A 22,261-nucleotide genomic window follows, 5' to 3' on the forward strand; every position below is an offset into this window, starting at 1 on the left:
TCATTTCCAACTAAAAAGGAGGGTGTTCGATTCCGATGAATCCTATTCAAAGCCGTTTACAGCCTCACGCACCTTTGGTTTTAGACGGTGCACTTGCAACGGAGCTTGAACGAAAGGGCTGCGATTTAAACGATCGTTTATGGTCAGCCAAAATACTCATTGAACAGCCAGAATTGATTCAGCAAGTACACTTGGATTACTTCCAAGCCGGAGCTGACTGTGCCACAACAGCGAGCTACCAAACAACGATTGATGGCTTCGCTGAAAAAGGCTATACAAAAGAAGAAGCCATTGAACTAATGAAACGATCTGTCACTTTAGCAAAAGAGGCACGCGATCTTTTTTGGCAGGATGAAGCGCATCGTAAAGGGCGGACAAAACCATTTGTCGCAGGATCTGTGGGGCCATTCGGTGCTTATTTGTCTGATGGTTCAGAATATAAGGGAAATTACGGACTCACGGAGCAGGCACTCATTGATTTTCACAGACCAAGAATTCAGGCATTAGTAGAAGCTGGTGCAGACATTCTTGCATGTGAAACGATCCCTTGTCTGATTGAAGCAACGGCTATCGCAAAGCTGCTGCAAAATGAATTCAGGAGTGTATCTGCTTGGATCACATTCAGCGCAAAGGACGATCTTCACATTAGTGAAGGTGATTTGCTCAGAGAATGTGTACAAGCATTGGAACCTTATGAACAGATCGCTGCTGTTGGTGTAAACTGTACGCCGCCGCAATTTATCTCTTCTCTCATTCAAGAGATGAAAAAGGGGACGAGCAAGCCGATTGTCGTGTATCCAAACTCAGGAGAATTATATGATCCTGAAGAAAAGGTATGGAGCGGGGATACATCTCAGCATACATTTGGTGAATGTGCGCATCAATGGTACAAAGACGGCGCGCATATCATCGGCGGCTGCTGCCGGACGACCCCAGAAGATATCACGGACATCTTAAAACAAACCACATCATAGCACCACGAATCATCACACATACTTCTAAGCAAAAGGGCGGGAAGACATGGAACAAGCAAAAGATCAGTCACAACAATATCAACGAAAAATGACGAGCCGCCACCTGTTCATGCTTTCTCTAGGCGGCGTTATTGGAACAGGGCTCTTTTTAAGCTCTGGGTATACCATCAATCAGGCAGGACCCGCAGGAACGATTCTTGCCTATCTTGTCGGGGCATTAATTGTGTACCTCGTGATGCTCTGTTTAGGCGAGCTGTCTGTCGCAATGCCGGTTACAGGGGCCTTTCATACGTATGCAACAAAATACATTGGACCCGGCACAGGCTATACAGTCGCTTGGCTCTACTGGCTGACATGGACAGTGGCACTCGGTTCGGAATTTACAGCGGCAGGCCTTTTAATGCAGCGCTGGTTCCCAGACACATCGGTTTGGATGTGGAGTGGCGTTTTTGCTCTTCTCATCTTTTTACTCAATGCTTTTACAGTTAAGTTCTTTGCAGAATCGGAATTTTGGTTTTCCAGCATTAAAGTAATGGCTATTATTCTCTTTATTATCCTTGGCGGAGCTGCGATGTTTGGCTTGATTCCATTAAAGGGCGGTGAGGCCGCTCCATTCTTTTCTAACTTCACTGGAGAAGGAGGACTTTTCCCTAACGGCTTTTTACCAATTTTAATGACGATGCTTGCCGTCAATTTCGCTTTTTCAGGTACGGAGTTAATTGGAATTGCTGCGGGTGAAAGCGTCAATCCTGACGAGACCATTCCAAGAGCGATTCGCACAACCGTACTGCGTCTTGTCCTGTTTTTCGTTGGAACGATCGTGGTCTTAGCCGGCTTGATCCCAGTGGAAGAAGCCGGGGTGATCAAAAGTCCATTTGTTGTGGTGTTTGATCGAATCGGGATTCCGTATGCCGCAGATTTCATGAATTTTGTCATTTTGACGGCGATCTTATCTGCCGCAAACTCAGGACTATACGCGTCATCCCGTATGCTCTGGTCTCTTTCTGAGGAACGGACACTGCCTAAGAAACTAGCGAAGCTGACATCAAAAGGAATTCCTTTGAATGCACTGGTTTTAAGTATGATCGGCGGTATTCTTTCTTTGTTATCAAGTGTCATCGCACCCGAAACGGTATACCTTGTCCTTGTTTCGATCTCTGGACTGGCCGTTGTAATCGTGTGGATGGGGATTGCTGCCTCACAGTTTATGTTTCGGAAAAGTTTTTTACAGGAGGGCGGACAGCTCCATGATCTTTCCTTTCGAACCCCGCTCTATCCAGTGGTTCCAATTGCTGCTTTCCTCCTGTGTTTTGCATCTGTCATCGGTATTGCCTTTGATCCAAATCAGCGGATTGCCCTCATCTGCGGCATTCCTTTCATCGCGCTCTGCTATGCTGCCTATTATGTGACAGCTTGGATTCAGAAAAAACGAGAACCTGGTGTATAACGCCAGGTTTTTTTCTATAAAAACAACCTGACAAAAAAGGATAACACTAGCAACAGAAGCACACTTTGGTATATGATAGGAATCTATGATTTTCAGGATGAACCAAGGGAGTTGTCGCTAATATGGAAATGACCATTACAAGAGCATTAAGTGAACTGAAAATGTTAGATAAGAGAATCAACCGAACCGTTGATGAAGCCGTACTTGGTGGATTGATGATCGGGAAACATATACAGCACGGGTTTCAAAATCAAGAAGAAATCGAAAAAAAGGCGAACGCTGATGACCAATCGATTCAAGCATTAATCAAACGCCGGAATGCCATCAAATCAGCCATTGTTGTGTCGAATGCGACCACAACAATTGATGTAGCGGGTGTCAGCATGACGGTGGCAGAAGCGATTGAACGGAAGACGTCCATTGAATACGATATTCGTTATTTACGGAAATTGAAAAAGGTGTACACAGAACTAGTAGACAAAGCAGAACAAACCAATGAAGATGTGAAAAAGAGGCTCGACCAGCATTTAGAAACCTTGTTTGGGAAAGACGGAAAAACACAAGCGGCTGCCAACCAAGAGATCGTCAAGTCGTTCCTCGCTGAAAATGAGGCAACGATCATCGACCCGCTTCGTCTTCGAGTGAAGATTGAAAAGCTTTCGAACGAAATTGAGGATTTTCAAATGGAAGTTGATTTTTCCTTGTCTGAAAGCAATACACTGACGAAAATACAGATCGATTAATTGATTTTGTTAGTGAGCCGAAAATCGATAGAACTAAACACCTCCGAGGGAAAGGTCATTCCCTCCTCATCTGATCATCTTTGGATGATCCTTGATAAAAGCTCAAAGCTGAATGTTCAAGGATCAACGTTCAAGTGTGAAAGTTCTTATCCATCAAAGCTCAGGATTAAAAGTTAAACGCTCGATCGAATCTGGGAGTAACGGCTGATGAGTGTTTGTTTATCGACTCTTTCGGTTGCCGCCCAGCAGGTTTGCTAACAAAAAGAAAAGGATGTCAAATGAGACATCCTTTTTTCTATGAAAAAACGACAAGCTCCAGCCAAGTCGTCTCCCTCAGCAAATTAGTTACGTAATGTATATGCCAAATGGTACACACTTGTGACATTTGAAGAAAGCTTGATGTCGTTTGAAGTGAACGTCGCCGGAACAATATCGTAGTAATGTGTCGACCAGCCTGCATTATTGTATGTACGGTAGCCTGCACCTGAAGGAACTTGAATCGTTAGTGAAAATTGTCCATTTACGCCTGTTGTGCCTGTCGCTGTTTGAGCATATGATTTGATTGCTGCTTCAAAATAAAGCTGGATCGGCTGATTGGGCATGAGGTTTCCGCTTGCATCTTTTAGTGTTCCTTTAAACGTAGCTGGATAATAAGAGCCCACTCGATATTTACTGCCAGAGCCGTAATTCACCATTCCACTATCTGCTGCTGTGACACTAGTTACTTGTACAGATGCTGGTACTGCTCCTGTTTCCTCTGCATGTGCAAAGGTTGGGAATACGAGAAGCAATGATAGAAAGAAAGCAAACATCATTTTTTCATCGATAAATCCTCCTTTTTTTCCTACTATATTACTTTCGACATTAATTGGTATTTTTCCAGTAACAAACAAAAGAACTTCCCTTTTTTAGAAAGGGAAGTTCCAGATTGTTGACAAAGGGCTAAAATGATCTTTATTTTAGCCCTTTGTCTTCTTTTCAGCGTGATAGAAAACCTTTGCAGTCTAGGAAGGGCGAGCACCGGAGCGGAGCGAATTTGACATTCGTGAGCACCGGAGCACAGCCCTGCGGGCGAATGCGAGGGTTTGTCTACACGTTGAAACTTCCCTTTTTTTAGAAAGGGAAGTTCTTCTCTTACTTTTTCACAACAACAACCTTCACCGCTTTGCTTTCTCTTTTTCTCACATCAGAAGCGGTCACATACAAGACTGTTTTGGCTTTTTGCGGTTTTATTTGGGCAGTAAATGCGCCCTTGTTATTCGTTTTCACCGTTTTGATGACTTTCTTTGATTTGTTTTTCACTTTAATGGTCAATCCTGCACCCGCAGTCCCTTTGACCGTTTTACTTTTGACCGTTACTTTGCCCACTTTCGGCTTAGCTGGTGCTTTGCCTTTTTTGACGACTGTTTTGAGCGTTGTAGCGGCCTTTCCTTTTGAAATCTTAATGTGAAGGACTTTGTTTTTGTTCTGATGCTTGATCTTCACACTAAAAGTTCCATTTTTCCCTGCTGTGCCTTTTCCAAGCAGGGTTTTGCCTCTATACACAGAAATAGCAGCGCCTGCCTTTGCTTTACCTGTCACCTTTTGATGTTGATCCTCCACTTTGCTCACAGATGCATTCAGTTCGACAGCACTTAAAGCAGCAAATGCATTCAGTCTGCCATGTCCTGTCATCCAATCAATACCTGGAATTTTCGGATCGACAATTGGCTCATCGTTTTCATCATAGAAAACGTCATCTTTTCCATCAACAGATGTAAAGGAGATCTTATCTGCTGTGCTTTGCAAGATATTCCTTACTTGATTTGGCTTCAAGGATGGATTTTTAGAAAGCAGTAATCCTGCTGCTGCTGCCACATATGGTGTCGCCATTGATGTCCCGCTCAGATATGAGACATTCCCATCTGGCATTAAGCTTGGAATATCAGATCCTGGTGCAGACATGCTCAGTCCTTTACCATAGCTTGAGAATTCAGCGGCAATATCCATACGGTTGCTTGCACCAATGGCCATTGCGTACTTTGATGTCGCAGGATAGCCCATTTCTGGAATGCCATCATTTCCACTCGCGACGACCACTAGTACATTTCTTTGAGCCGCGTAGTTCATTGCATATTCAATCACCCGGCTGTAGTAGCCGCCAAGGCTCATGTTGATGACCTTTGCGCCTTTATCTACTGCATGCTTGATTCCAAGTGCAATATGCTCTGTATCTCCAAAGCCATAGGCATCCAGCACCTTCACTGGAATGATGCCCGTATGTTGATTGAGGCCTGCCATGGAGTAATGATTATCGGCTTTTGCGGCAATGATGCCGGCAACATGCGTACCGTGTCCATTGTCATCAATCGCATCTTTGTTTCGTCCAATGAGATTCGCACCTAAGTCCGTACGAACAGTCCCGCTTAAATCAGTCAAACGACTGTCTACACCTGTATCCACAACAGCAATTAATGTTTGCTTCATTTTGCTTGTGCCAATCAGTGTATTCATTTGTTCAAACTTCACATCAGCGCCTTTTTTCCCGCTGTTTTGCGCACTGTTTTTCAGCGGCCACTGGTAACCATACTGCACGTCATTGCTAAGTGCACGATAAGTTTGAACAGGCTCCGCAAATTCAACATTCGGCATACTGGACAGCTTTCTTGCAGTGCTTTTGATCACAGCTTTGCCTGCTTTTAGTGTCTTCCCAGCTGATTCTTGCCCTGCTGGTACATCATAGACATACATTCCTTTAAACAAAGGACTTACTGACTGCGATGTCACGCGGTTTTCTTGGATTCCATAGCTTTTCATCTTCTTTTTCGCAGATTGAAGCGTTTGGCCATCCTTTAGTTTAAAAATGATTTTATTCGTCTTCACTTTCTCTTCTTTTACAAGCTTTTGCTTCTCTAATACATAACCGATCGATTTTCCTTCAAGCTGATCGATTCCAATATTTTGACTCACTGCTTCTAATTCCTTCTTTAAATAGGCAGGACTTGCTCCTTTGAGCATATCAAAAAGAGAACGGATCGCCTGTTGTTCTTTCTCTGTCACGATATGACCGCTAAATGCACCATTTTTCTCTACGTCATTTAGCAGTGTCTTTAATGTAAGCAGATGATTGTATACCTTTTGCTGCTCATTTTTTTGTTTGATGAGCTTCGATTTGAGAAATGGCTTTGTCTTTTGGAGCAGGCGACTCAGCTTCTGACCATTTGGTGTTTCATTAAAACGTTTATCTTCAATTGTACGCATCGATTGGAGAATTTCGCGCCCGTACTTTTTCTCAATAATAATGATGTCAGGCTCATCGTCTTCAGGGAAAACGGGTTCGGAAGGCGGAAGGTTAGCTCCTTTATACCCAATTGTATAGGCCGCATCCTCTTCCTCATCACGGCTGTCTTCCTCCGACCCTAAATAGAGCACTTTGACAAAATAAGGACCTGACCATGCATGCGGGAAGTCGATCTCTGTCTCTCCACTTGCAGTGTCCACACGATATCTGGAATAAGTGTCATCCTTCATCGCTCTGTCCTTGCTTGGATAGACCGATACGGACAACACCTGTTTACTTTTTACAGAAATTTTCATATGCGTATGTTTTGCCACCTCTTGTGCAGATGGCGTGATTTGGTACCATGACTCTTCTTTTTCATTCTGTAATGTACCTGAAATCACTTCACCATTTTTTAACCCAATGGCTTCATTGACAGTTGTTCCTTTACTGGCAGCTGCTGCCTCGTATCCAGGTAATGCCGCCATACAGAGAATGATGGCCATGAGTACGACCACACAGGATTTGACCTGCTTTTTGAACATGAAAAGACCCCCTTATCTTTTGTAATACCTTGGAAGAATATCACAGAAATGCATTTAGTAGAATCTGTTTTTTACATAATTAAACTCGTTTTAATCTAGGATTTGAGATATCCAGAAAGTATGACAGATAGCTTCATAAACTTTTTGCCATTTCAAACGGAAAATGATTCTATTTAACCATGCCGAAAAGTACATTACAATCAACTTGTAAGCGCTTAACAAACAAGAGAGAAGGGATCAGCTTGTTCCAAAAAGATCATGTTTTCACACAAGTAAACGGACGATCAAAGAATGAGATTTTACAATACATTGCCGAGAAAGCTGAAGACCTTCAGATTACAAACGATCAGGCGGGGTTATTATCCGATTTGTTGACTCGCGAAGACGAAGTCTCAACAGGACTTCAGCAAGGCTTCGCCATTCCTCATACAAAAAGCTCCGCTGTACAAACGGCTTCACTTCTATTTTTAGAGTTAGAACAACCTATTGAATGGGGAAGCTTCGACGATTTGCCCACAAGCTATTTATTTACACTGCTCGTTCCATTAGAAGAAGCAAATGTCACACACCTGAAATTACTGTCAGGGATTGCGACAAGCCTCATGGAACCGGCTTTCATCGATAAGATACAACCAGGTCAAACCGCTGACTATTATTACGAAGTCATTGAACAACAATTGAAAGAGGGGATTACACAATGAAAATTGTCGGTGTCACTTCATGTCCAGCAGGGTTAGCTCATACACCAATGGCAGCAAAGGCATTAGAGAATGCGGGTAAACAGCTCGGTCACGAGATCAAAATCGAGCAGCAAGGGATTATGGGACAGGTAAATGGCATTACAGCAGAGGAAGCAAAGCAGGCAGACCTTTGTATCATTGCCTCAAATCAGCATATCAACGATGCGGAACGTTTCTCAGGCATTCCCACAGTACGTGTCGAGATTGGACGCGCCTTAAAAAATGCCGAGCAAATCATCACAAAAGCCGTAGCACTTGTTGAAAAGAAAAAATCTGAATCTCAATAAACGTGAGCAATGCCATATAGAAAGGAGCAAAGCAAAATGAAAGCAAAATTAAAAGTCATTGAAGGCCATCTCATGACCGGTATTTCTTATATTCTTCCTGTGATCATCGGTGCCTCCCTTATCGTTGGTTTAGCAAAACTAGTCGGATTAGGATTTGGTGTTTCAGATTTAAACGCCTATAAGGATGCTGGCGGCATTTTACACGGCGCCTATTTAATGGAGCAGGTTGGCTGGACAGGCATTGGCTTAATGAACGTCCTGCTCGCTGGATTTATCGCCTATTCGATTGCGGATAAATCAGGTCTTGCGGCCGGCTTCATCGGTGGTGCCCTTGCCAGCTCAACGAATGCTGGATTTATCGGTGCCGTCATTGCAGGCTTCTTCGCAGGATATGTCGCTCTTTTTGTAACACGAAAAATTCAAATTCAAGGCTCCGCGGCCGGACTCGTTCCTCTGCTCATCTTACCGCTTATAACCGTTGGCTTAACCGGGCTTCTCATGTCCGTTCTGCTGGGCGGACCATTAGGCGCTTTGAACACGGCATTAATTGAATGGATTAAAGGTATGGTCGCTGACGGCACAAGCACACTTGCACTCGCTCTGATTCTAGGCGCGATGATTGGCTTCGACCTTGGCGGACCGGTGAATAAATCCGCTTGGATGGCAGGTAACGCACTCTTCCTGTCAGGCGTCTACCTCCCTGCCATCCTCGTCAATATTGCGATTGTCATTCCGCCGCTTGGATACGGGCTTGCGACATTGATTCGAAAACGCAACTTCTCTCCAACCTTTAGAGAAGCCGGACGAGGCGGGCTTGTGATGGGCATTATCGGTATTACGGAAGGGGCGATTCCTTTTACCCTTGTCAATCCTTTGAAATTGATTCCGCTCAATGTTGTCGCGTGTGCTGCTGGAAGCGGGGTCGCTGCATTATTAGGTGTTCATGACATCATGCCGCCAATTGGCGGGCTATACGGCTTCTTCTCAGTCGGAAACTGGTGGGCTTATTTAATCGGAGCCCTCACTGGCGCACTCGTCATCGGTATTGGCGCCAACCTGCTTGTGAATTTCTCTGAGAAAAAAGAGCCAAAAACGCCAGAACATGACCAGAAGCAGAAAGAAGAAGACGATTTTGACCTTGTGCTAGAAGGATAATTTGAACATAGAAAGGTGTCGTTGATCAATGACTGTCAATGTACATGTGATTCCACATACTCACTGGGACCGGGAATGGTATTTCACCACCTCCCGATCCCGTATCTACTTAATGAAAAGCGTAATGGACATTTTAGACACCCTTGAAACAGATGAAAGGTTCCATTACTTCATGCTCGATGCACAGGCATCCTTATTGGATGATTACCTGAAATGGCGCCCTGAGGATGAGAATAGAATCAAAAAACTCGTCACAGCCAAACGTCTCATCATCGGCCCATGGTATACCCAAACCGACCAGCTCGTCATTTCAGGTGAATCGATTGTACGGAACCTGCAATATGGGATTGAACGCTGTCAGCAGTTCGGTCATGTGATGAAAGTCGGCTATGTCCCTGATTCCTTCGGTCAATCCGCGCAAATGCCTCAAATTTACCGTGGATTCGGCATTGTGGATACGGCTTTTTGGCGCGGCGTTTCAGACCATATGACGAATCACACTGAATTCAATTGGCAAGGTGCTGACGGCAGTGAAGTCTTTGCGGTGAACCTGCCATTTGGCTACTACTACGGTGGAAATATTCCTGAGAAGGATGCGGACTTACAAGCCTTTTTATCTGAAAAAATTGGTGCACTGCAAGCAAAAGCAACCACAAAGAATGTCTATTTCCCAAATGGCTTTGACCAGGCAACGATCCGCAAAAACCTGCCTGACTTATTAGAAAAAGCCAATGAACTTGACGAGCACCACTATCAAATCAGCAGTTTAGAAGATTACATTGCAGCAGTAAAAAAAGAGCGGACGTCTTTTGAGACATTAGAAGGAGAGCTCATTCATGCGAAGCATATGCGGATTCACAAATCTATTTTTTCAACACGAGCTGATTTAAAAATCTTAAACAATCAAATTGAAAACTATCTCGTCAATGTGATGGAGCCTATCCTAACGATTAGCTATTCTCTCGGACACGACTATCCGCATGATACGGTTCGTGATATTTGGTACCTCATGTTTGAAAATGCAGCGCATGACAGCATTGGCGGCTGCAATAGCGACACGACGAATCAAGATGTCTTCTTCCGCTACAAGCAGGCAAAGGAAATCGCCGAGAATCTTGTGGACTTACACATGCGTCTCATTGCTATTCGACTGCAAACTGAGCAAGAAATCACATTCACGTTATTTAATACACTGCCTTCAAAGCGTTCTGAAGTCATTGAGGTTGAAACCTTTATCACGGAACGTCCATTTACACTAAAGGATGCAAACGGAAGAACGCTTCACTACACAGTGAAAAGCAAAACCGATGTCACAGATTATGTGCTGGCACAGCAAATTTCTCTTAACCCAAGTAAAGATGTGTACATGCCAAAACAAGTATGGAAAGCCATTCTGCTGATTGAAGCCGCCAGCTTACCGTCCGTTGGTTATACACAAGTCAGCATGGTTTTCGATGAATCGAGCGAATCTGTATGGGATCAAACAGAAGGACGCGCTATTGAAAATACGTATTACCGCATAGCAGCAAATGACAACGGATCGCTGGACATCACAGATAAACAAACAGGCCTGACATTCTCTGAGCAAATGATCTTTGAAGACAATGGAGACGATGGAGATTCCTACAACTATTCCCCGCCGCGCGAAGATCTGTATGTGTCATCCAAGGATCTTTCTTCAGCAGACATCACAGTGTCTAAAAGCGGCCTGCAGGAAGAGCTCACCATCCAGCTTACTCTCACTGTCCCATATGACTTAGAAGAGCGCTCTCAGCAATCGGTCACGACTTCACTCCCGATCACAGCGAAGGTGGCATTAAACAAAGATGAGCCTGTCATCCGTTTTCATGTCGATGTCGACAATCATGCGTTAGACCATCGTCTGCGTGTCCTCTTTGATACAGGCATCGCATCAAAGGTATCACTGAGCGATCAGCAGTTTGGAACCATCGAACGCCCAACAGAGCTCACGCAAGAGCTTGAATGGTGGAGCAATGAGCATTGGGAAGAAAAACCGATCACCATTGAACCGATGCAATCCTTTACTGCACTTCGTGATGAAGCATATGGTGTCGCTCTATTGACCGACTGTGTGAGAGAATACCAGATCACAGGAGAAGACTACACAACGATTGCGTATACGCTCTTCCGCTGTTTCGGAAAAATGGGGAAAGAAAATCTTCTTTACCGTCCAGGCCGCGCATCTGGGGAAAAAATTGTTGAGACACCTGACGCTCAGCTGCAAGGTGCACTGTCGTTCTCATTTGGCATGCACTATAGTAAGGACGCTGTCAGCGAGGGGCACTTAGCGCAGCTTGCTAAGCGGTATACCACCCCAGTTCAATGCTACGAACGGGCAGACTTTTTAAACGGTCGTTTAATTTTCTCTTTCCGAGATGAAAAAGAAGACTTACAATCTACTTATAGCCTGCTTGACATTGAGACAGACGGAGCCATTCTAAGCGCTCTAAAAAAAGAAGAGCATGGAACAGGCATTGTCATCCGTCTCTTCAATCCATATTTAACGCGTCAAACAGCCGCTTCAATCAATAGTTCATCTCTACAACACGGAGAAACAGCGAATTTAGGCGAAACACCTGAAGGACATATACTCAAAGCACAACATGGATCATTACACATTGAACCGCTCACACCTTGTCAGGTACAAACCTACATTGTAAAGAAAAAATGAACATGTAGGGGCGGGGTCCATTTGGATTCCGCCCCTCTTTAATGGAGGGCATTGATCATGCGAATTGGAGGCATTGAAGCAGGCGGAACAAAATTTGTCTGCGGCTACGGAACAACAGACGGAACGATTGAACACATGACTTCCTTTGCAACAGGAAACCCAATTGAAACATGCCGGCAAGTGATCGATTACTTTACAAAGCATCCTGTCGATGCCATTGGCATTGGGGCATTCGGGCCTGTCGATGTAAAAGAACAAAGCCCAAGCTATGGGACGATTTTAGATACACCAAAAACAGCCTGGCGCCAATTCCCTTTCCTCTCAACCTTAAAACAAGCCCTTGGGCTCCCGATGAAGCTCGATACCGATGTGAACTGTGCAGCACTCGGAGAAGCCCGCTTTTCGGTCGAAGCACGAAAGCCTGCTTCTTTGGTTTACATCACAGTTGGAACAGGAATAGGCGGCGGTGCCTATATTGAACACCGCCTCATTCACGGATTATTGCATCCAGAAATGGGTCATATCACCGTTCAGCGGCATCCTCATGATTCCTACGGAGGCTGCTGCCCAATACATCACGACTGTTTAGAGGGACTGGCATCTGGACCTGCCATAGAAGGACGCTATCATACACTGGCGCAAATGCTGCCAGAGGAGCATCCTGCCTGGTCACTTCATGCCTACTATCTCGGGCAGATGACCGCCAATTTATTACTCACTCTTTCACCAGAGCGCATCATTCTCGGCGGAGGTGTGATGAAACAGCCCGCTATGCTGCCGCTCATTCTTGATGAAACAGAAAAGCGGCTTCACGGGTATTTGCAGCTGCCAAAGCCTTTAAATGAAATTATCACCAAGCCATCCTTTGATGGATTATCTGGTTTAATGGGCGCAATCGCTCTTGGTACTGATGCCTTACAGGCGCAAGGAGCCGCGCAATGATGATGACGGCAGATCCTCGAACCTATCAGCTGATTCAGCGGCTATTTGAAACGAAGGGGTTCGTGAAGCTGGAGGAGCTCACTGCCTCTTTTCGCTTATCTGACCGCTCCATCCGCAATTTAATCAAAGAAGCAAATGAGCAATTAAAGGAAGCTGGAGCCAAGATTAAAACGATCCGCGGAAAGGGATACACCCTATTAACGAGTGATCAAGACGCCTTTCTGCTTTGGCTTCATCAGCAGAAGCTTCCTGCCCGCTCTCTCGTCCCCGTCATGCCAGAAGAGCGTGTACGATTTATGATGAGAAAGCTATTGCTTCAACCGGATTACTTAAAAATTGACCAGCTGGCTGAAGAACTGTTTATCAGCCGCATGACAGTCAGCAGTGATTTAAAAAAAGGACGAGAGCTGTTAGCCCGATACGGCATGACCCTTGTGTCAAAACCTGGGTTTGGCTTAAAAATTGAGGGAGACGAGTTGCAAAAAAGAACATGCTATGCAGACTTACTCCTTGAGGAAGAGCCTGCACTTTCTCATATCACCGAGCGGGAGCAGCTCCATTTTCCTGATATTTCTCTTGAAACCATTCGATCTATTGTCCTGACGAACCTGCATCAAGAGTCATTGCTCATTAAAGACATTGCCTTAAAAAACTTAGTCATTCACTTAGCGATTGCGATTCAGCAGACACGAAAAAACCAGCGGATATCCGCCAGCACCACTCGTACACAAAAATCGCAAGTCTTAATGAGAATTGCCCAAAAGATCATACAGCAGGTAAGTGACACCTTTCACGTCATCTTATCAGAGGATGAAACATATTACTTAGTGATGCATCTATTGGCGAATCAAACGTGGAAAGAAGCCGCCCAGCATCAGACGACAGTGGAAGTTCAGCAGGCGGTTGCGGTCTTTCTACAGCACATTGAGAAAACAAGCGGCCACCGCTTTGCAGATGACAACATCCTGCAGCAAGACTTGATGCTTCATATGAAGCCATTATTAAATCGAATCCAATATGGCGTATCCTTACAAAATCCGCTTTTGCATGAGATCAAAGCGTCCTATCCTTACCCGTTTGATTTGGCTGTCAGCGGACTGAATGCCTTACAGCTGGTACGGACGCCAAATGAAGACGAGGCGGCATATGTTGCCCTGCATATCGCTGCTTCATTTGAAAGAAGTCAGCTCGATACCTCGCAAAAAAAGAAAGCCATTATCGTGTGCGGGTCTGGACTAGGGACGGCAAGACTGCTTGAAATTAAATTGAAGGCAGCCTTTCAGCACGAACTGGAAATCGTCGAGCTGTATTCCTATCAGGATTATCTAATGAGTACCACCCTGCCCTGTGATGTCATCATTACAACCGTCCCACTCGCATCAAAGGGAAAACCCGTGATTCAGGTCAGCGCTTTTTTTGAACATCATGATGTACAGCGGGTAAATGAGATCATTCATTTATTAAATGGACATGGGACTCCCTCTAAAGAGCTGATGGCATTTTTTCAAGAACGATTGACCTTATTAAATGCTGACCTATCCAGCAAGGACGAGGTATTAGACACACTATGCAGCCGTCTAGAGGAGCATCAGCTAGTATCGCCTTCTTTTCGGTCCTCGGTGCTTGAGCGGGAGCAAATGTCGTCTACCTATCTTGGCAGAGGAATGGCTATGCCACACCCGCTCATCACAAATGAAGGCACCTCCTGCGTAGCCATCGCACACTTAAAACAGCCAATTGACTGGCAGGGAGATGAAGTATCACTTGTCTTTTTATTAGCCATTCATAAGGATGACGCAGCCTGCATGAATCAATTCTTTGAACAAGCCGTCGATTTACTGGACAATCCAAACCGCATTCACTCCTTGAAGCAAGCAAACACATTTGTTGAGTTGATGGATGCGTTGTTTCAATAAGATAGAACAAAGGCCGCCCAGTTAATGAGGCGGCCTTCGTGTTATTTAGAATATGGATCATCAATCGTATATGACATTTTTTCCTTCTTCACTTAATTTCTTCAAAGAGCTCAGCATATGTTCAATTTCTTCATCAGAATGTCTTTCCCATGAACCTAATTCTGCGACTATTTTCAAAGGGGATTTCGATCGATAAGAACGTGTTGGATTGCCGGGAAATTTTTTGTCAGTCAAATTCGGATCATTTTCAAACTCGCCTAACGGTTCTACAAGATATATTCTCTCTTTCGCATCTGACCTTGCTAACTCAGCACCCCATTTGGCCGCATTTAATGTTCCAGTGAAATAGATATGGTTTGATTTTTTATCCTGAAAATTGGATAAATACAGCGGTTCAAGCAGATCTCCAATCTTCAATTCTGCTTTCGTCCCATGAAAAAATGGGCCAGGATCTAAAACCTGCTCATTGTCATTCATACAGCCGCACCCCTTATCGTTTTTGACTTGCGTATAACAGTATACGGCCTGATCTGGGCGGAAAACAGTCTGTAAATGAGATTGTATTCGCGGTATAATAATAGTAGAGAGCAAGATGTGATTGGATCTAAAAAAATGGAAACTTCTCATTAACACCAACAAGTACAAAAACAAGAATACCTTCCACAGCTGATAGAGTCACAATCACACCATGGTTCATTGGGTATTCCTTCGCAATTAATTTCTGACCTATATAATTCAAAGCATAAAAAATGAAAAACAATAAGAAAAACAGAAAAAGAATCGTCATCATATAAACAGACCCTCTCTTATAATGGATATTAAACCAAATTTTACAATATATAATTAGACTATCATTTTAAAACAACTCGAACAATATGACGTTGCCAATAGAGTGAACGAAAAAAAAAGCCAGCCACCCGCATAAGGTGATTGGCTTTTTTATCTGTTACTTCCCGATGTTCTCTCCATTTTGCTGAATCAAGGTTTCGTACCAATAAGAGCTCTTTTTACGAATTCGTTTGAGGTCTTTTAGGTCAAATTCGTCGCGGTTGACGTAGATGAACCCGTAGCGTTTGGAGCACCCTTGGTGTGTGCTGATTAAGTCGATGGCGGACCACGGGCAGTATCCGAAGACCTCGACGCCGTCTGTGATCGCCCATTTGATTTGTTCGATATGCTTTTCTAAATAGTCAATTCGATAATCATCCTGAATCGAACCATCTTCTTCTAACTTGTCGAAAGCACCCAATCCGTTTTCTGTAATAATAAGCGGCAGCTGATAGCGGTCATAAATCTCGCGCATCGTTGAACGGAAGCCGACAGGGTCAATCTCCCAGCCAAACGCATTTTTACTTAAGAACGGGTTGTTGCCGCCTTTGTATACGCCATCTTCACCAGATTTTAAATGCTGATCTCCGCCGCGTGCAAATTCATCGTTGCCATCTCCTTTACTCGCTTCAACTGTTTGCGAAGTGTAGTAGTTAAAGGCAATGAAGTCTGGCTTCGCACTTTTCAAAATATCCATATCTCCCTCTTCAATAACAGGAAGAATGTCTTTTTCTTTCATATAAGCCCAAGCAAGGTTGTTATAACGGCCGAAGACTGCCATATCAAGATAAAGCCAGTTGCGGATCGCATTGTAATTCGCCGCAGCAAGCACATCCTCAGGCTTTGGAGATGCCGGATAAATGAGCGCAATATTTGGTGCTGGTCCAATTTTCGCTTCAGGCAGCAAACGATGACAAAGCGTCATGGCTTTCGCCTGAGCTACGAGCATATGGTGGTTCTGCTGATACAGTTCTTTTTTTGGATTTTCTAAATTTGGATCAAGTGTACCGAGCGCCGATCCATGTAAGATCATCATGTTTTGTTCATTAATAGTCAGCCAATAGTTTACCTTATGGCCATATTCCTTAAAGAGAACCTCTGCATAACGTTCAAACGCATCTACTGTCGCACGATTTGACCAACCGCCTTTTACTTGAAGCGCATGAGGCAGATCAAAATGATACATTGTCACGATTGGTTCAATATCATAGCGGCGCAATTCATCGATGAGAGAATGATAGAATTCAATCCCCTTTTGGTTGATCTCCCCATCTCCATCTGGAATGATCCGTGTCCATGCAATAGAGAAGCGATAAGCCTTTAAACCCATTTCTGCAAACATCTTCACATCCTCTTTATAGCGGTGATAGTGATCGCTTGCGACTTTAAAATCCGTTGTCCCTTCAGGGTAACTTGCTCTCATATCAATGACAGAAGGCCCCTTGCCATCCTCGTTCCACGCACCTTCTACTTGATAGGCGGAAGTAGATCCGCCCCAGAAAAAGTCCTTTGGAAATGGTGCTAGTGTTGAATATCTCATAATTTCTTCCTCCTCTTCATTAAACGAGATGTAAAAATGATTGTCCTGGTGTGATTTGTTTTTCTTCTGTTTCAATAATATCGCTAAACTCACCGGAATTGGTAATAATTACTGGTGTTGTGACGGAAAGGCCGGAAGCTTGGATGGCTTCAATATCAAATTCTGCAAGCAGTTCACCTTCTGTGATGGTTTGCCCCTGTACGACCTTCGGGGCAAAATGCTGACCGCCTAATTGGACGGTATCCAGTCCAATGTGAATGAGCACTTCTGCTCCGCTTTCAGAGGTGAGGCCGTACGCATGGCCTGTTGGGAACACCGTTGTCACGACTCCTGATACTGGTGCAAACAGCTTGCCTTCTGATGGAATGATGGCTGCACCCTTTCCTAGTGCACCAGATGAGAATGCCTTATCCTGCACTTCCTCCAGCTTGATCACCTCGCCTTTTAAAGGGCTCTTCACATGAGCTGCTTTGACCCCATGTTCGTTTTCCATTGTTGGTGCGGAAATCGGTGCTGGCGTGTCATCTTCATCTACTGGATCCTTAAATCCAATCAAATAAGTCAAGACGATGGATAGAACAAACGAGACCGAGATTCCGATGATGAACCCTGTAAAGCCTTGTCCGTAGAAAATCGGAAGTGTCAGTAAACTTGGAAGCCCTGACGCAATCGCAATACTTTGTGAGTAACCGATGATCGCACCGCCGACACCGGCAGAGATAACGGCTGCAATAAATGGTTTTTTCAAACGAAGCGTGACCCCGTATACAGCTGGCTCTGTAATCCCAAACACGGCAGAAACCGCTGTCGATCCAGCCAATGATTTCAGTTTTTTATTCTTTGTTTTCAGCATAACACCGATTGAGGCACCGGCTTGTGAGAATACAGCTGGCGCAGTAGCCGGCTTGATATGATCTTTTCCATGGACGGCGATATTATTTAAAATCACTGGCACTAGACCCCAGTGGATACCGAAGATCACGAGAACCTGCCATGCCATCGCAATTAAAGCACCTGCAAGTGTAGGACTAAAGGAGAATATTTTCAGCAAGACAGCTGCAATGCCGTTCCCTGCATACACACCAAATGGGCCGAATACAATGAGTGTCAGCGGAACAACCGTGACAAGTAAAATCAGTGGTGTAATAAAGTTTTTGACACTTTCATGAATGACTTTGTTAAAGAAACGTTCGATATATCCCATGACAAACACTGCCAAAATGATTGGAATAACCGTTGATGTATAAGACATTAAGATGACCGGAATACCGAAGAAGGTCACATCTCCGCCGCCTTTTGACAACTCTTGAATGGTAGGGTAAATGAGTGCACCAGCAATCGTCACAGCGACAAATGGATTCGCTTTAAACTTTCTCGCCGAAGTGAATGCGAGCAGTAATGGCAGGAAGTAGAACAAGCTGTCAGACGCAGCAAATAAAATTTGATACGACGTATCTTCAGGTGATAACCATTTTGCATTGATACAGATCCCTAATAGACCTTTTAAAATACCAGCACCTGCCATGACACCGAGAAGTGGTGTGAAAATACCAGAGACAATGTCGACGAATTTTCCGAAAAGACTCGTGCTCTCTCCACCTGATTTTGCAGATGAAGAAGTGGACTCCTCTAATAGATTTGTAAACTCCCCAATCTCTCGATAAACCTCTGGTACAGTATTGCCAATGACTACTTGAAATTGGCCGCCGCTTTCCATAACAGTTACAACGCCATTTAATTTTTCAATGGCTGCTTTGTCTGCTTTTGATCGGTCATTTAATGTGAAGCGAAGTCTTGTAGCGCAATGGACCAGTGAATGAACGTTTTTCTCTGTGCCAATGTGTTTGATAATGTCTTCTGCTAATTGACGATAACTCATACAAAAACCCCCTTTTTTTCAAAAAAATACGCTTTTGGGCAAAATAAAAACCTAAACGGGCACCAAAAATAGTCGCAACTGCTATTGCGCTTTTTCAGTGAACGTTTAGGTTTTGCCTGCCGAACAGTCACAATCCTCTAAGACGATCATTGTGAAACCGTATTCTTTTATGTTTATGAGCAAATAGTACCACTCTGCTTTTCTTATGTCAACGCTTTCTTTTAAAACTACCTTTATTTTTCTCGTTTGATCAATCGATTCAAATGAATAGATAGATACAGCATCTCCTCTGATGTGAGATCTCGGTGATAGGTTTGATAGACATATTCTGCGATTTTCTTTGCACATTCGTATGCCTTCGGATATTTTACCTTGATTAGCTGATACAAGTCATGATCTTCGCTGACAAGCATTGTTTCGTTCATCAGACGCTGGACGAAAAAGCGTAAATGCGTGAGAAAACGATAAAAGTTGAGCGAATCTTCATCAAATTCCATATTGAGATGATATTTCACAATGGTGAGAATGGCGTTTACTTCTTTTGTGATATTGACCGTTGTATTCATGTCCTCATTGAGCTCTGCATTAATGATATGCATCGCAATAAAGCCTGCTTCATCCTCAGGCAGTTCAATATGAAGACGCTCTTCAATCATCTCAAGACAGTCCTTTGCCACAAGAAATTCATCTTTGTATAAGCGTTTAATCTCCCAAATGAGCGAATTCTCAATGAGGTGATTTTTCTTCAATCGTTCGATGGCGTAATGAATATGGTCTGCGAGCGATACATGCAGACTTTCGTTTAATCTTCGGTTCAGCTTTGTATGTGCATATTGAATCATTTCTTCGGTTACCTTGACCACATCATACGGAACCTCCAGAAGCAGCATTTTCATCCGCTCATGAACGGAATGATCCTCTAGTCGAAAGACTTTATCGATTAACGACTCGTCTACCGGGTCCCCGGGTCGCCGCTTGAACGCGATACCTCTCCCCATGACGACGATTTCTTTCCCTTGTTCATCTATCACACTAATGACATTATTGTTTAGAACTTTTTGTATCTGCAACCCCAAACACCTCCGTCTATGAACCACAATCTTCTCTCAAAATATGCTCTCATCTTAACATAACTGTCAAATCACTTGGTGTTTTTATCTGACTTTTGCAATAGATTTCACCATAATTCTCCCCCGTCATAGCTGGTCTGATCCTTCAATTGCCTGCATACAATACTCCGAGGAGGTGACCTTCAGTGAAGGCTTTTTTCTGGTCTGCATCATTTTTATTCGTGCTTCTATTCACACTCGTCTTTCTAGGAATCGTGTTTTTGCTTAGTGGACAAGGCATGAATCAGCTTTGGAAGTATGTGCTCATCTCATTTGTCACAGCAGCCGTTTTGCGCGGTGTCACCACTTGGCTAAGGCAGCACGTGATGCATCATTTATCAAAATAAAACGGCTGCCCGTAATATTCAGGCAGCCGTTCCTTTATTCTTTGGATGATGCGGCTTCTTGCGTAGAAGTACGCAGCTCATCATTGATTTTTTTCGCATCCTCTAGAAATTCTGTTTCAAATCCACTTTTGAGTGCCCACATATAAAATAGCAGAGCAACCACTGTAATAAGAGCCATGTCCCAGCCATAATGAATGACGTTATAGCCGCCGAATTTGTCACTGCCAAGGCAGGAAATCGTCATCATCACAAGTAAGTACACGACCATCCAAGCACCCGCCTTGAAGTTGCGGCCGAAGCCTTTCCACTTCGCTTTTGCTTGATAGTAAAAATAGATCGGAAGACCGATGAGAATAATGAATAGCACTTGACCTGTTAACGGCCATCTCGCCCAATACAGCGTCAATGACGCAAAGACAAAGCCGAGAGGAGCAATGATGCTGAGTCCTTTTATTCGAAGCGGACGATATAAATCTGTCCCTGTCTTTCTCAGTGTCATAACGGTCACTGGACCTGTCAAATAAGAAATGAGCGTCGCAACTGAAATGATTTCTGCAAGTACACCCCAGCCTCTAAATAAAAACAGAAAGATAAACGATACGGCTAAGTTAAAAAACATCGCTGGACGAGGCACACCGTAAATAGGGTGCAGACGGCCAAGCACGCTTGGCATGTATTTGTTTTTTTCCATTCCATAAATCATACGAGATGTCGTCGCCGTATACGTAATCCCTGTACCAGAAGGTGATACAAAAGCATCTGCATATAAAATCAGAACCAGCCAGTTAATCCCAAGCGCAATGGCAAGGTCAGCAAATGGCGAGTTAAAATTCAAATGGCCCCATCCATTCACAATCATGGACGGATTGACAGCACCGATAAAGGCGATTTGTAAAAGCACATAAATTACAGTCGCAATCAAAATGGATCCAACAATGGCGATCGGAATCGATCGGCCTGGATTTTTCGCCTCACCAGCCATATTAATCGGGCTTTGGAAGCCATTGAAGGCAAACACAATCCCTGATGTCGCAACAGCTGTCAGCACACTCGCCCAGCCATTAGGGGCAATACTTGTTCCAGAAGTAAAATTCTCACTATGAAAACCTACGAATAAGAGCGCACCAATTGTTAATCCTGGAATGACAATTTTAAACACAGTAATGAATGTATTCGCTTTTGAAAATAACCCAACTGTCCAATAATTGAGCAGAAAGTAAATCACAAGAAGTACACTGGCGACCATGAGCCCTTCTGTCGTCAAAACCCCTTTTGTGACCAAATGGCTTGTCCACTTTGCCCACTCCCAAGGCCATGAGCTCATATACTGGACAGAAGCCACCGCCTCAACAGGAATGACGGAGACAATAGCGATCCAGTTTGCCCAAGCAGCAATAAACCCGATAAAAGAGCCGTGTGAATATTGCGTATATTTCACCATTCCGCCTGCCTCTGGAAACATCGATCCGAGTTCACTATAAGACAAAGCGATAAATAAAATCACGACCATCCCAATCAACCAGGACAAAATAGCAGCAGGGCCGGCAATTTGAGCGGCACGCCAAGCACCGAAAAGCCATCCTGAACCAATGATTGAGCCAAGACCTACCATCATTAAAGCGAAAGTTCCCATTCTACGATGCAAATGATTCATGTTCATAACACCTTTCGATTAAATTACAAAGCATGTGCCCAAGTAAGCGTCTTTCTTACTTGCAGCTCACTTTTCATTCAATTGACAAATATTTCCCCAAATAAATCTTTACCCTTGTTCATTTTTTCGCCTGTTTTATTATCTCTCAATTCTCTATTTTCTGAAATAGTCGAACATGCTTATTTCTAAAGAAAGCGCTTTTTC

At 43.9% G+C, this 22,261-nt stretch carries 17 protein-coding genes; 10 read left to right on the forward strand and 7 right to left on the reverse strand.

Going from position 1 to position 22,261, the window contains the following annotated elements; all coding sequences use genetic code 11:
- Positions 1-35: 35 nt before the first annotated feature.
- The 3 genes from mmuM to ACSSTM_RS10405 all read left to right on the forward strand — a co-directional run bounded on the left by mmuM (position 36) and on the right by ACSSTM_RS10405 (position 3,164).
- Positions 36-974, forward strand: coding sequence for a homocysteine S-methyltransferase (mmuM, locus tag ACSSTM_RS10395; RefSeq protein ID WP_095285920.1), 939 nt, complete (start codon positions 36-38; stop codon positions 972-974).
- 46 nt (positions 975-1,020) lie between these two features.
- Positions 1,021-2,421: an S-methylmethionine permease gene (gene mmuP / locus ACSSTM_RS10400; protein ID WP_034664312.1), complete on the forward strand. Its 1,401-nt coding sequence runs from the start codon at positions 1,021-1,023 to the stop codon at positions 2,419-2,421.
- A gap of 122 nt (positions 2,422-2,543) precedes the next feature.
- Positions 2,544-3,164: a hypothetical protein gene (locus ACSSTM_RS10405; protein ID WP_309416215.1), complete on the forward strand. Its 621-nt coding sequence runs from the start codon at positions 2,544-2,546 to the stop codon at positions 3,162-3,164.
- Positions 3,165-3,505: 341 nt separating this feature from the next.
- Here the strand turns inward: ACSSTM_RS10405 and ACSSTM_RS10410 are convergent, their stop codons facing one another.
- A complete protein-coding gene (locus ACSSTM_RS10410) occupies positions 3,506-4,057 on the reverse strand; it encodes a hypothetical protein (protein WP_309416216.1) in 552 nt (183 codons plus the stop codon).
- A gap of 241 nt (positions 4,058-4,298) precedes the next feature.
- Positions 4,299-6,968, reverse strand: a complete 2,670-nt coding sequence (locus tag ACSSTM_RS10415) for a S8 family peptidase (RefSeq protein ID WP_034664317.1) — start codon at positions 6,966-6,968, stop codon at positions 4,299-4,301.
- A 242-nt stretch (positions 6,969-7,210) separates the two neighbouring features.
- On the opposite strand from ACSSTM_RS10415, the gene ACSSTM_RS10420 reads away from it, so the two are divergent.
- From ACSSTM_RS10420 to ACSSTM_RS10445, 6 genes are read left to right on the forward strand one after another with little or no spacing between them, the layout of a single operon-like run.
- Positions 7,211-7,669: a PTS sugar transporter subunit IIA gene (locus ACSSTM_RS10420; protein WP_034664319.1), complete on the forward strand. Its 459-nt coding sequence runs from the start codon at positions 7,211-7,213 to the stop codon at positions 7,667-7,669.
- Positions 7,666-7,995: a PTS fructose transporter subunit IIB gene (locus ACSSTM_RS10425; RefSeq protein ID WP_007498438.1), complete on the forward strand. Its 330-nt coding sequence runs from the start codon at positions 7,666-7,668 to the stop codon at positions 7,993-7,995. Before ACSSTM_RS10420 ends, ACSSTM_RS10425 begins: the two co-directional genes overlap by 4 nt.
- 36 nt (positions 7,996-8,031) lie before the next feature.
- On the forward strand, positions 8,032-9,150 hold the full coding sequence (locus ACSSTM_RS10430; protein WP_309416218.1) for a PTS fructose transporter subunit IIC: 1,119 nt from the start codon (positions 8,032-8,034) through the stop codon (positions 9,148-9,150).
- A 28-nt stretch (positions 9,151-9,178) separates the two neighbouring features.
- Positions 9,179-11,842 carry a mannosylglycerate hydrolase gene (mngB, locus tag ACSSTM_RS10435; RefSeq protein ID WP_437404163.1) on the forward strand — a complete coding sequence of 888 codons (2,664 nt, stop codon included), beginning with the start codon at positions 9,179-9,181 and terminating at the stop codon, positions 11,840-11,842.
- Positions 11,843-11,899: 57 nt separating this feature from the next.
- Positions 11,900-12,784 carry an ROK family protein gene (locus ACSSTM_RS10440; RefSeq protein ID WP_034664331.1) on the forward strand — a complete coding sequence of 295 codons (885 nt, stop codon included), beginning with the start codon at positions 11,900-11,902 and terminating at the stop codon, positions 12,782-12,784.
- On the forward strand, positions 12,781-14,700 hold the full coding sequence (locus ACSSTM_RS10445; RefSeq protein ID WP_437404164.1) for a BglG family transcription antiterminator: 1,920 nt from the start codon (positions 12,781-12,783) through the stop codon (positions 14,698-14,700). The genes ACSSTM_RS10440 and ACSSTM_RS10445 overlap by 4 nt, the downstream gene beginning before the upstream one ends.
- 60 nt (positions 14,701-14,760) lie before the next feature.
- Here the strand turns inward: ACSSTM_RS10445 and arr are convergent, their stop codons facing one another.
- From arr to licT, 4 genes are all read right to left on the reverse strand, one after another.
- On the reverse strand, positions 14,761-15,177 hold the full coding sequence (gene arr, locus ACSSTM_RS10450) for an NAD(+)--rifampin ADP-ribosyltransferase (RefSeq protein ID WP_034664337.1): 417 nt from the start codon (positions 15,175-15,177) through the stop codon (positions 14,761-14,763).
- 469 nt (positions 15,178-15,646) lie between these two features.
- Positions 15,647-17,068 (reverse strand): glycoside hydrolase family 1 protein, encoded by a 1,422-nt coding sequence (locus tag ACSSTM_RS10455; RefSeq protein ID WP_034664339.1) that lies wholly within the window; start codon positions 17,066-17,068, stop codon positions 15,647-15,649.
- 19 nt (positions 17,069-17,087) lie between these two features.
- Entirely contained in the window at positions 17,088-18,947 is a 1,860-nt protein-coding gene (locus ACSSTM_RS10460; protein ID WP_437404165.1) for a beta-glucoside-specific PTS transporter subunit IIABC, read from the reverse strand.
- A gap of 233 nt (positions 18,948-19,180) precedes the next feature.
- Entirely contained in the window at positions 19,181-20,017 is an 837-nt protein-coding gene (licT, locus tag ACSSTM_RS10465) for a BglG family transcription antiterminator LicT (RefSeq protein WP_034664343.1), read from the reverse strand.
- Positions 20,018-20,202: 185 nt separating this feature from the next.
- Between licT and ACSSTM_RS10470 the strand changes: the two genes are divergently transcribed.
- Entirely contained in the window at positions 20,203-20,403 is a 201-nt protein-coding gene (locus ACSSTM_RS10470; RefSeq protein ID WP_034664345.1) for a hypothetical protein, read from the forward strand.
- 34 nt (positions 20,404-20,437) lie between these two features.
- On the opposite strand, the gene ACSSTM_RS10475 is transcribed toward ACSSTM_RS10470, so the two are convergent.
- Positions 20,438-22,057 carry an APC family permease gene (locus ACSSTM_RS10475; RefSeq protein ID WP_437404166.1) on the reverse strand — a complete coding sequence of 540 codons (1,620 nt, stop codon included), beginning with the start codon at positions 22,055-22,057 and terminating at the stop codon, positions 20,438-20,440.
- Positions 22,058-22,261 lie beyond the last annotated feature (204 nt).

Source organism: Bacillus sp. RK1064, from assembly GCF_051488405.1.
GTDB lineage: Bacteria > Bacillota > Bacilli > Bacillales > Bacillaceae > Bacillus.

What these genes read in the sequence shown, in the direction of transcription:
- mmuM (WP_095285920.1), top strand. Translation starts at nt 36, where the DNA reads ATGAATCCTATTCAAAGCCGTTTACAGCCTCACGCACCTTTGGTTTTA.
- mmuP (WP_034664312.1), top strand. Translation starts at nt 1,021, where the DNA reads ATGGAACAAGCAAAAGATCAGTCACAACAATATCAACGAAAAATGACG.
- ACSSTM_RS10405 (WP_309416215.1), top strand. Translation starts at nt 2,544, where the DNA reads ATGGAAATGACCATTACAAGAGCATTAAGTGAACTGAAAATGTTAGAT.
- ACSSTM_RS10415 (WP_034664317.1), bottom strand. Translation starts at nt 6,968, where the DNA reads ATGTTCAAAAAGCAGGTCAAATCCTGTGTGGTCGTACTCATGGCCATC.
- ACSSTM_RS10425 (WP_007498438.1), top strand. Translation starts at nt 7,666, where the DNA reads ATGAAAATTGTCGGTGTCACTTCATGTCCAGCAGGGTTAGCTCATACA.
- ACSSTM_RS10430 (WP_309416218.1), top strand. Translation starts at nt 8,032, where the DNA reads ATGAAAGCAAAATTAAAAGTCATTGAAGGCCATCTCATGACCGGTATT.
- mngB (WP_437404163.1), top strand. Translation starts at nt 9,179, where the DNA reads ATGACTGTCAATGTACATGTGATTCCACATACTCACTGGGACCGGGAA.
- ACSSTM_RS10440 (WP_034664331.1), top strand. Translation starts at nt 11,900, where the DNA reads ATGCGAATTGGAGGCATTGAAGCAGGCGGAACAAAATTTGTCTGCGGC.
- ACSSTM_RS10445 (WP_437404164.1), top strand. Translation starts at nt 12,781, where the DNA reads ATGATGATGACGGCAGATCCTCGAACCTATCAGCTGATTCAGCGGCTA.
- arr (WP_034664337.1), bottom strand. Translation starts at nt 15,177, where the DNA reads ATGAATGACAATGAGCAGGTTTTAGATCCTGGCCCATTTTTTCATGGG.
- ACSSTM_RS10455 (WP_034664339.1), bottom strand. Translation starts at nt 17,068, where the DNA reads ATGAGATATTCAACACTAGCACCATTTCCAAAGGACTTTTTCTGGGGC.
- ACSSTM_RS10460 (WP_437404165.1), bottom strand. Translation starts at nt 18,947, where the DNA reads ATGAGTTATCGTCAATTAGCAGAAGACATTATCAAACACATTGGCACA.
- ACSSTM_RS10475 (WP_437404166.1), bottom strand. Translation starts at nt 22,057, where the DNA reads ATGAATCATTTGCATCGTAGAATGGGAACTTTCGCTTTAATGATGGTA.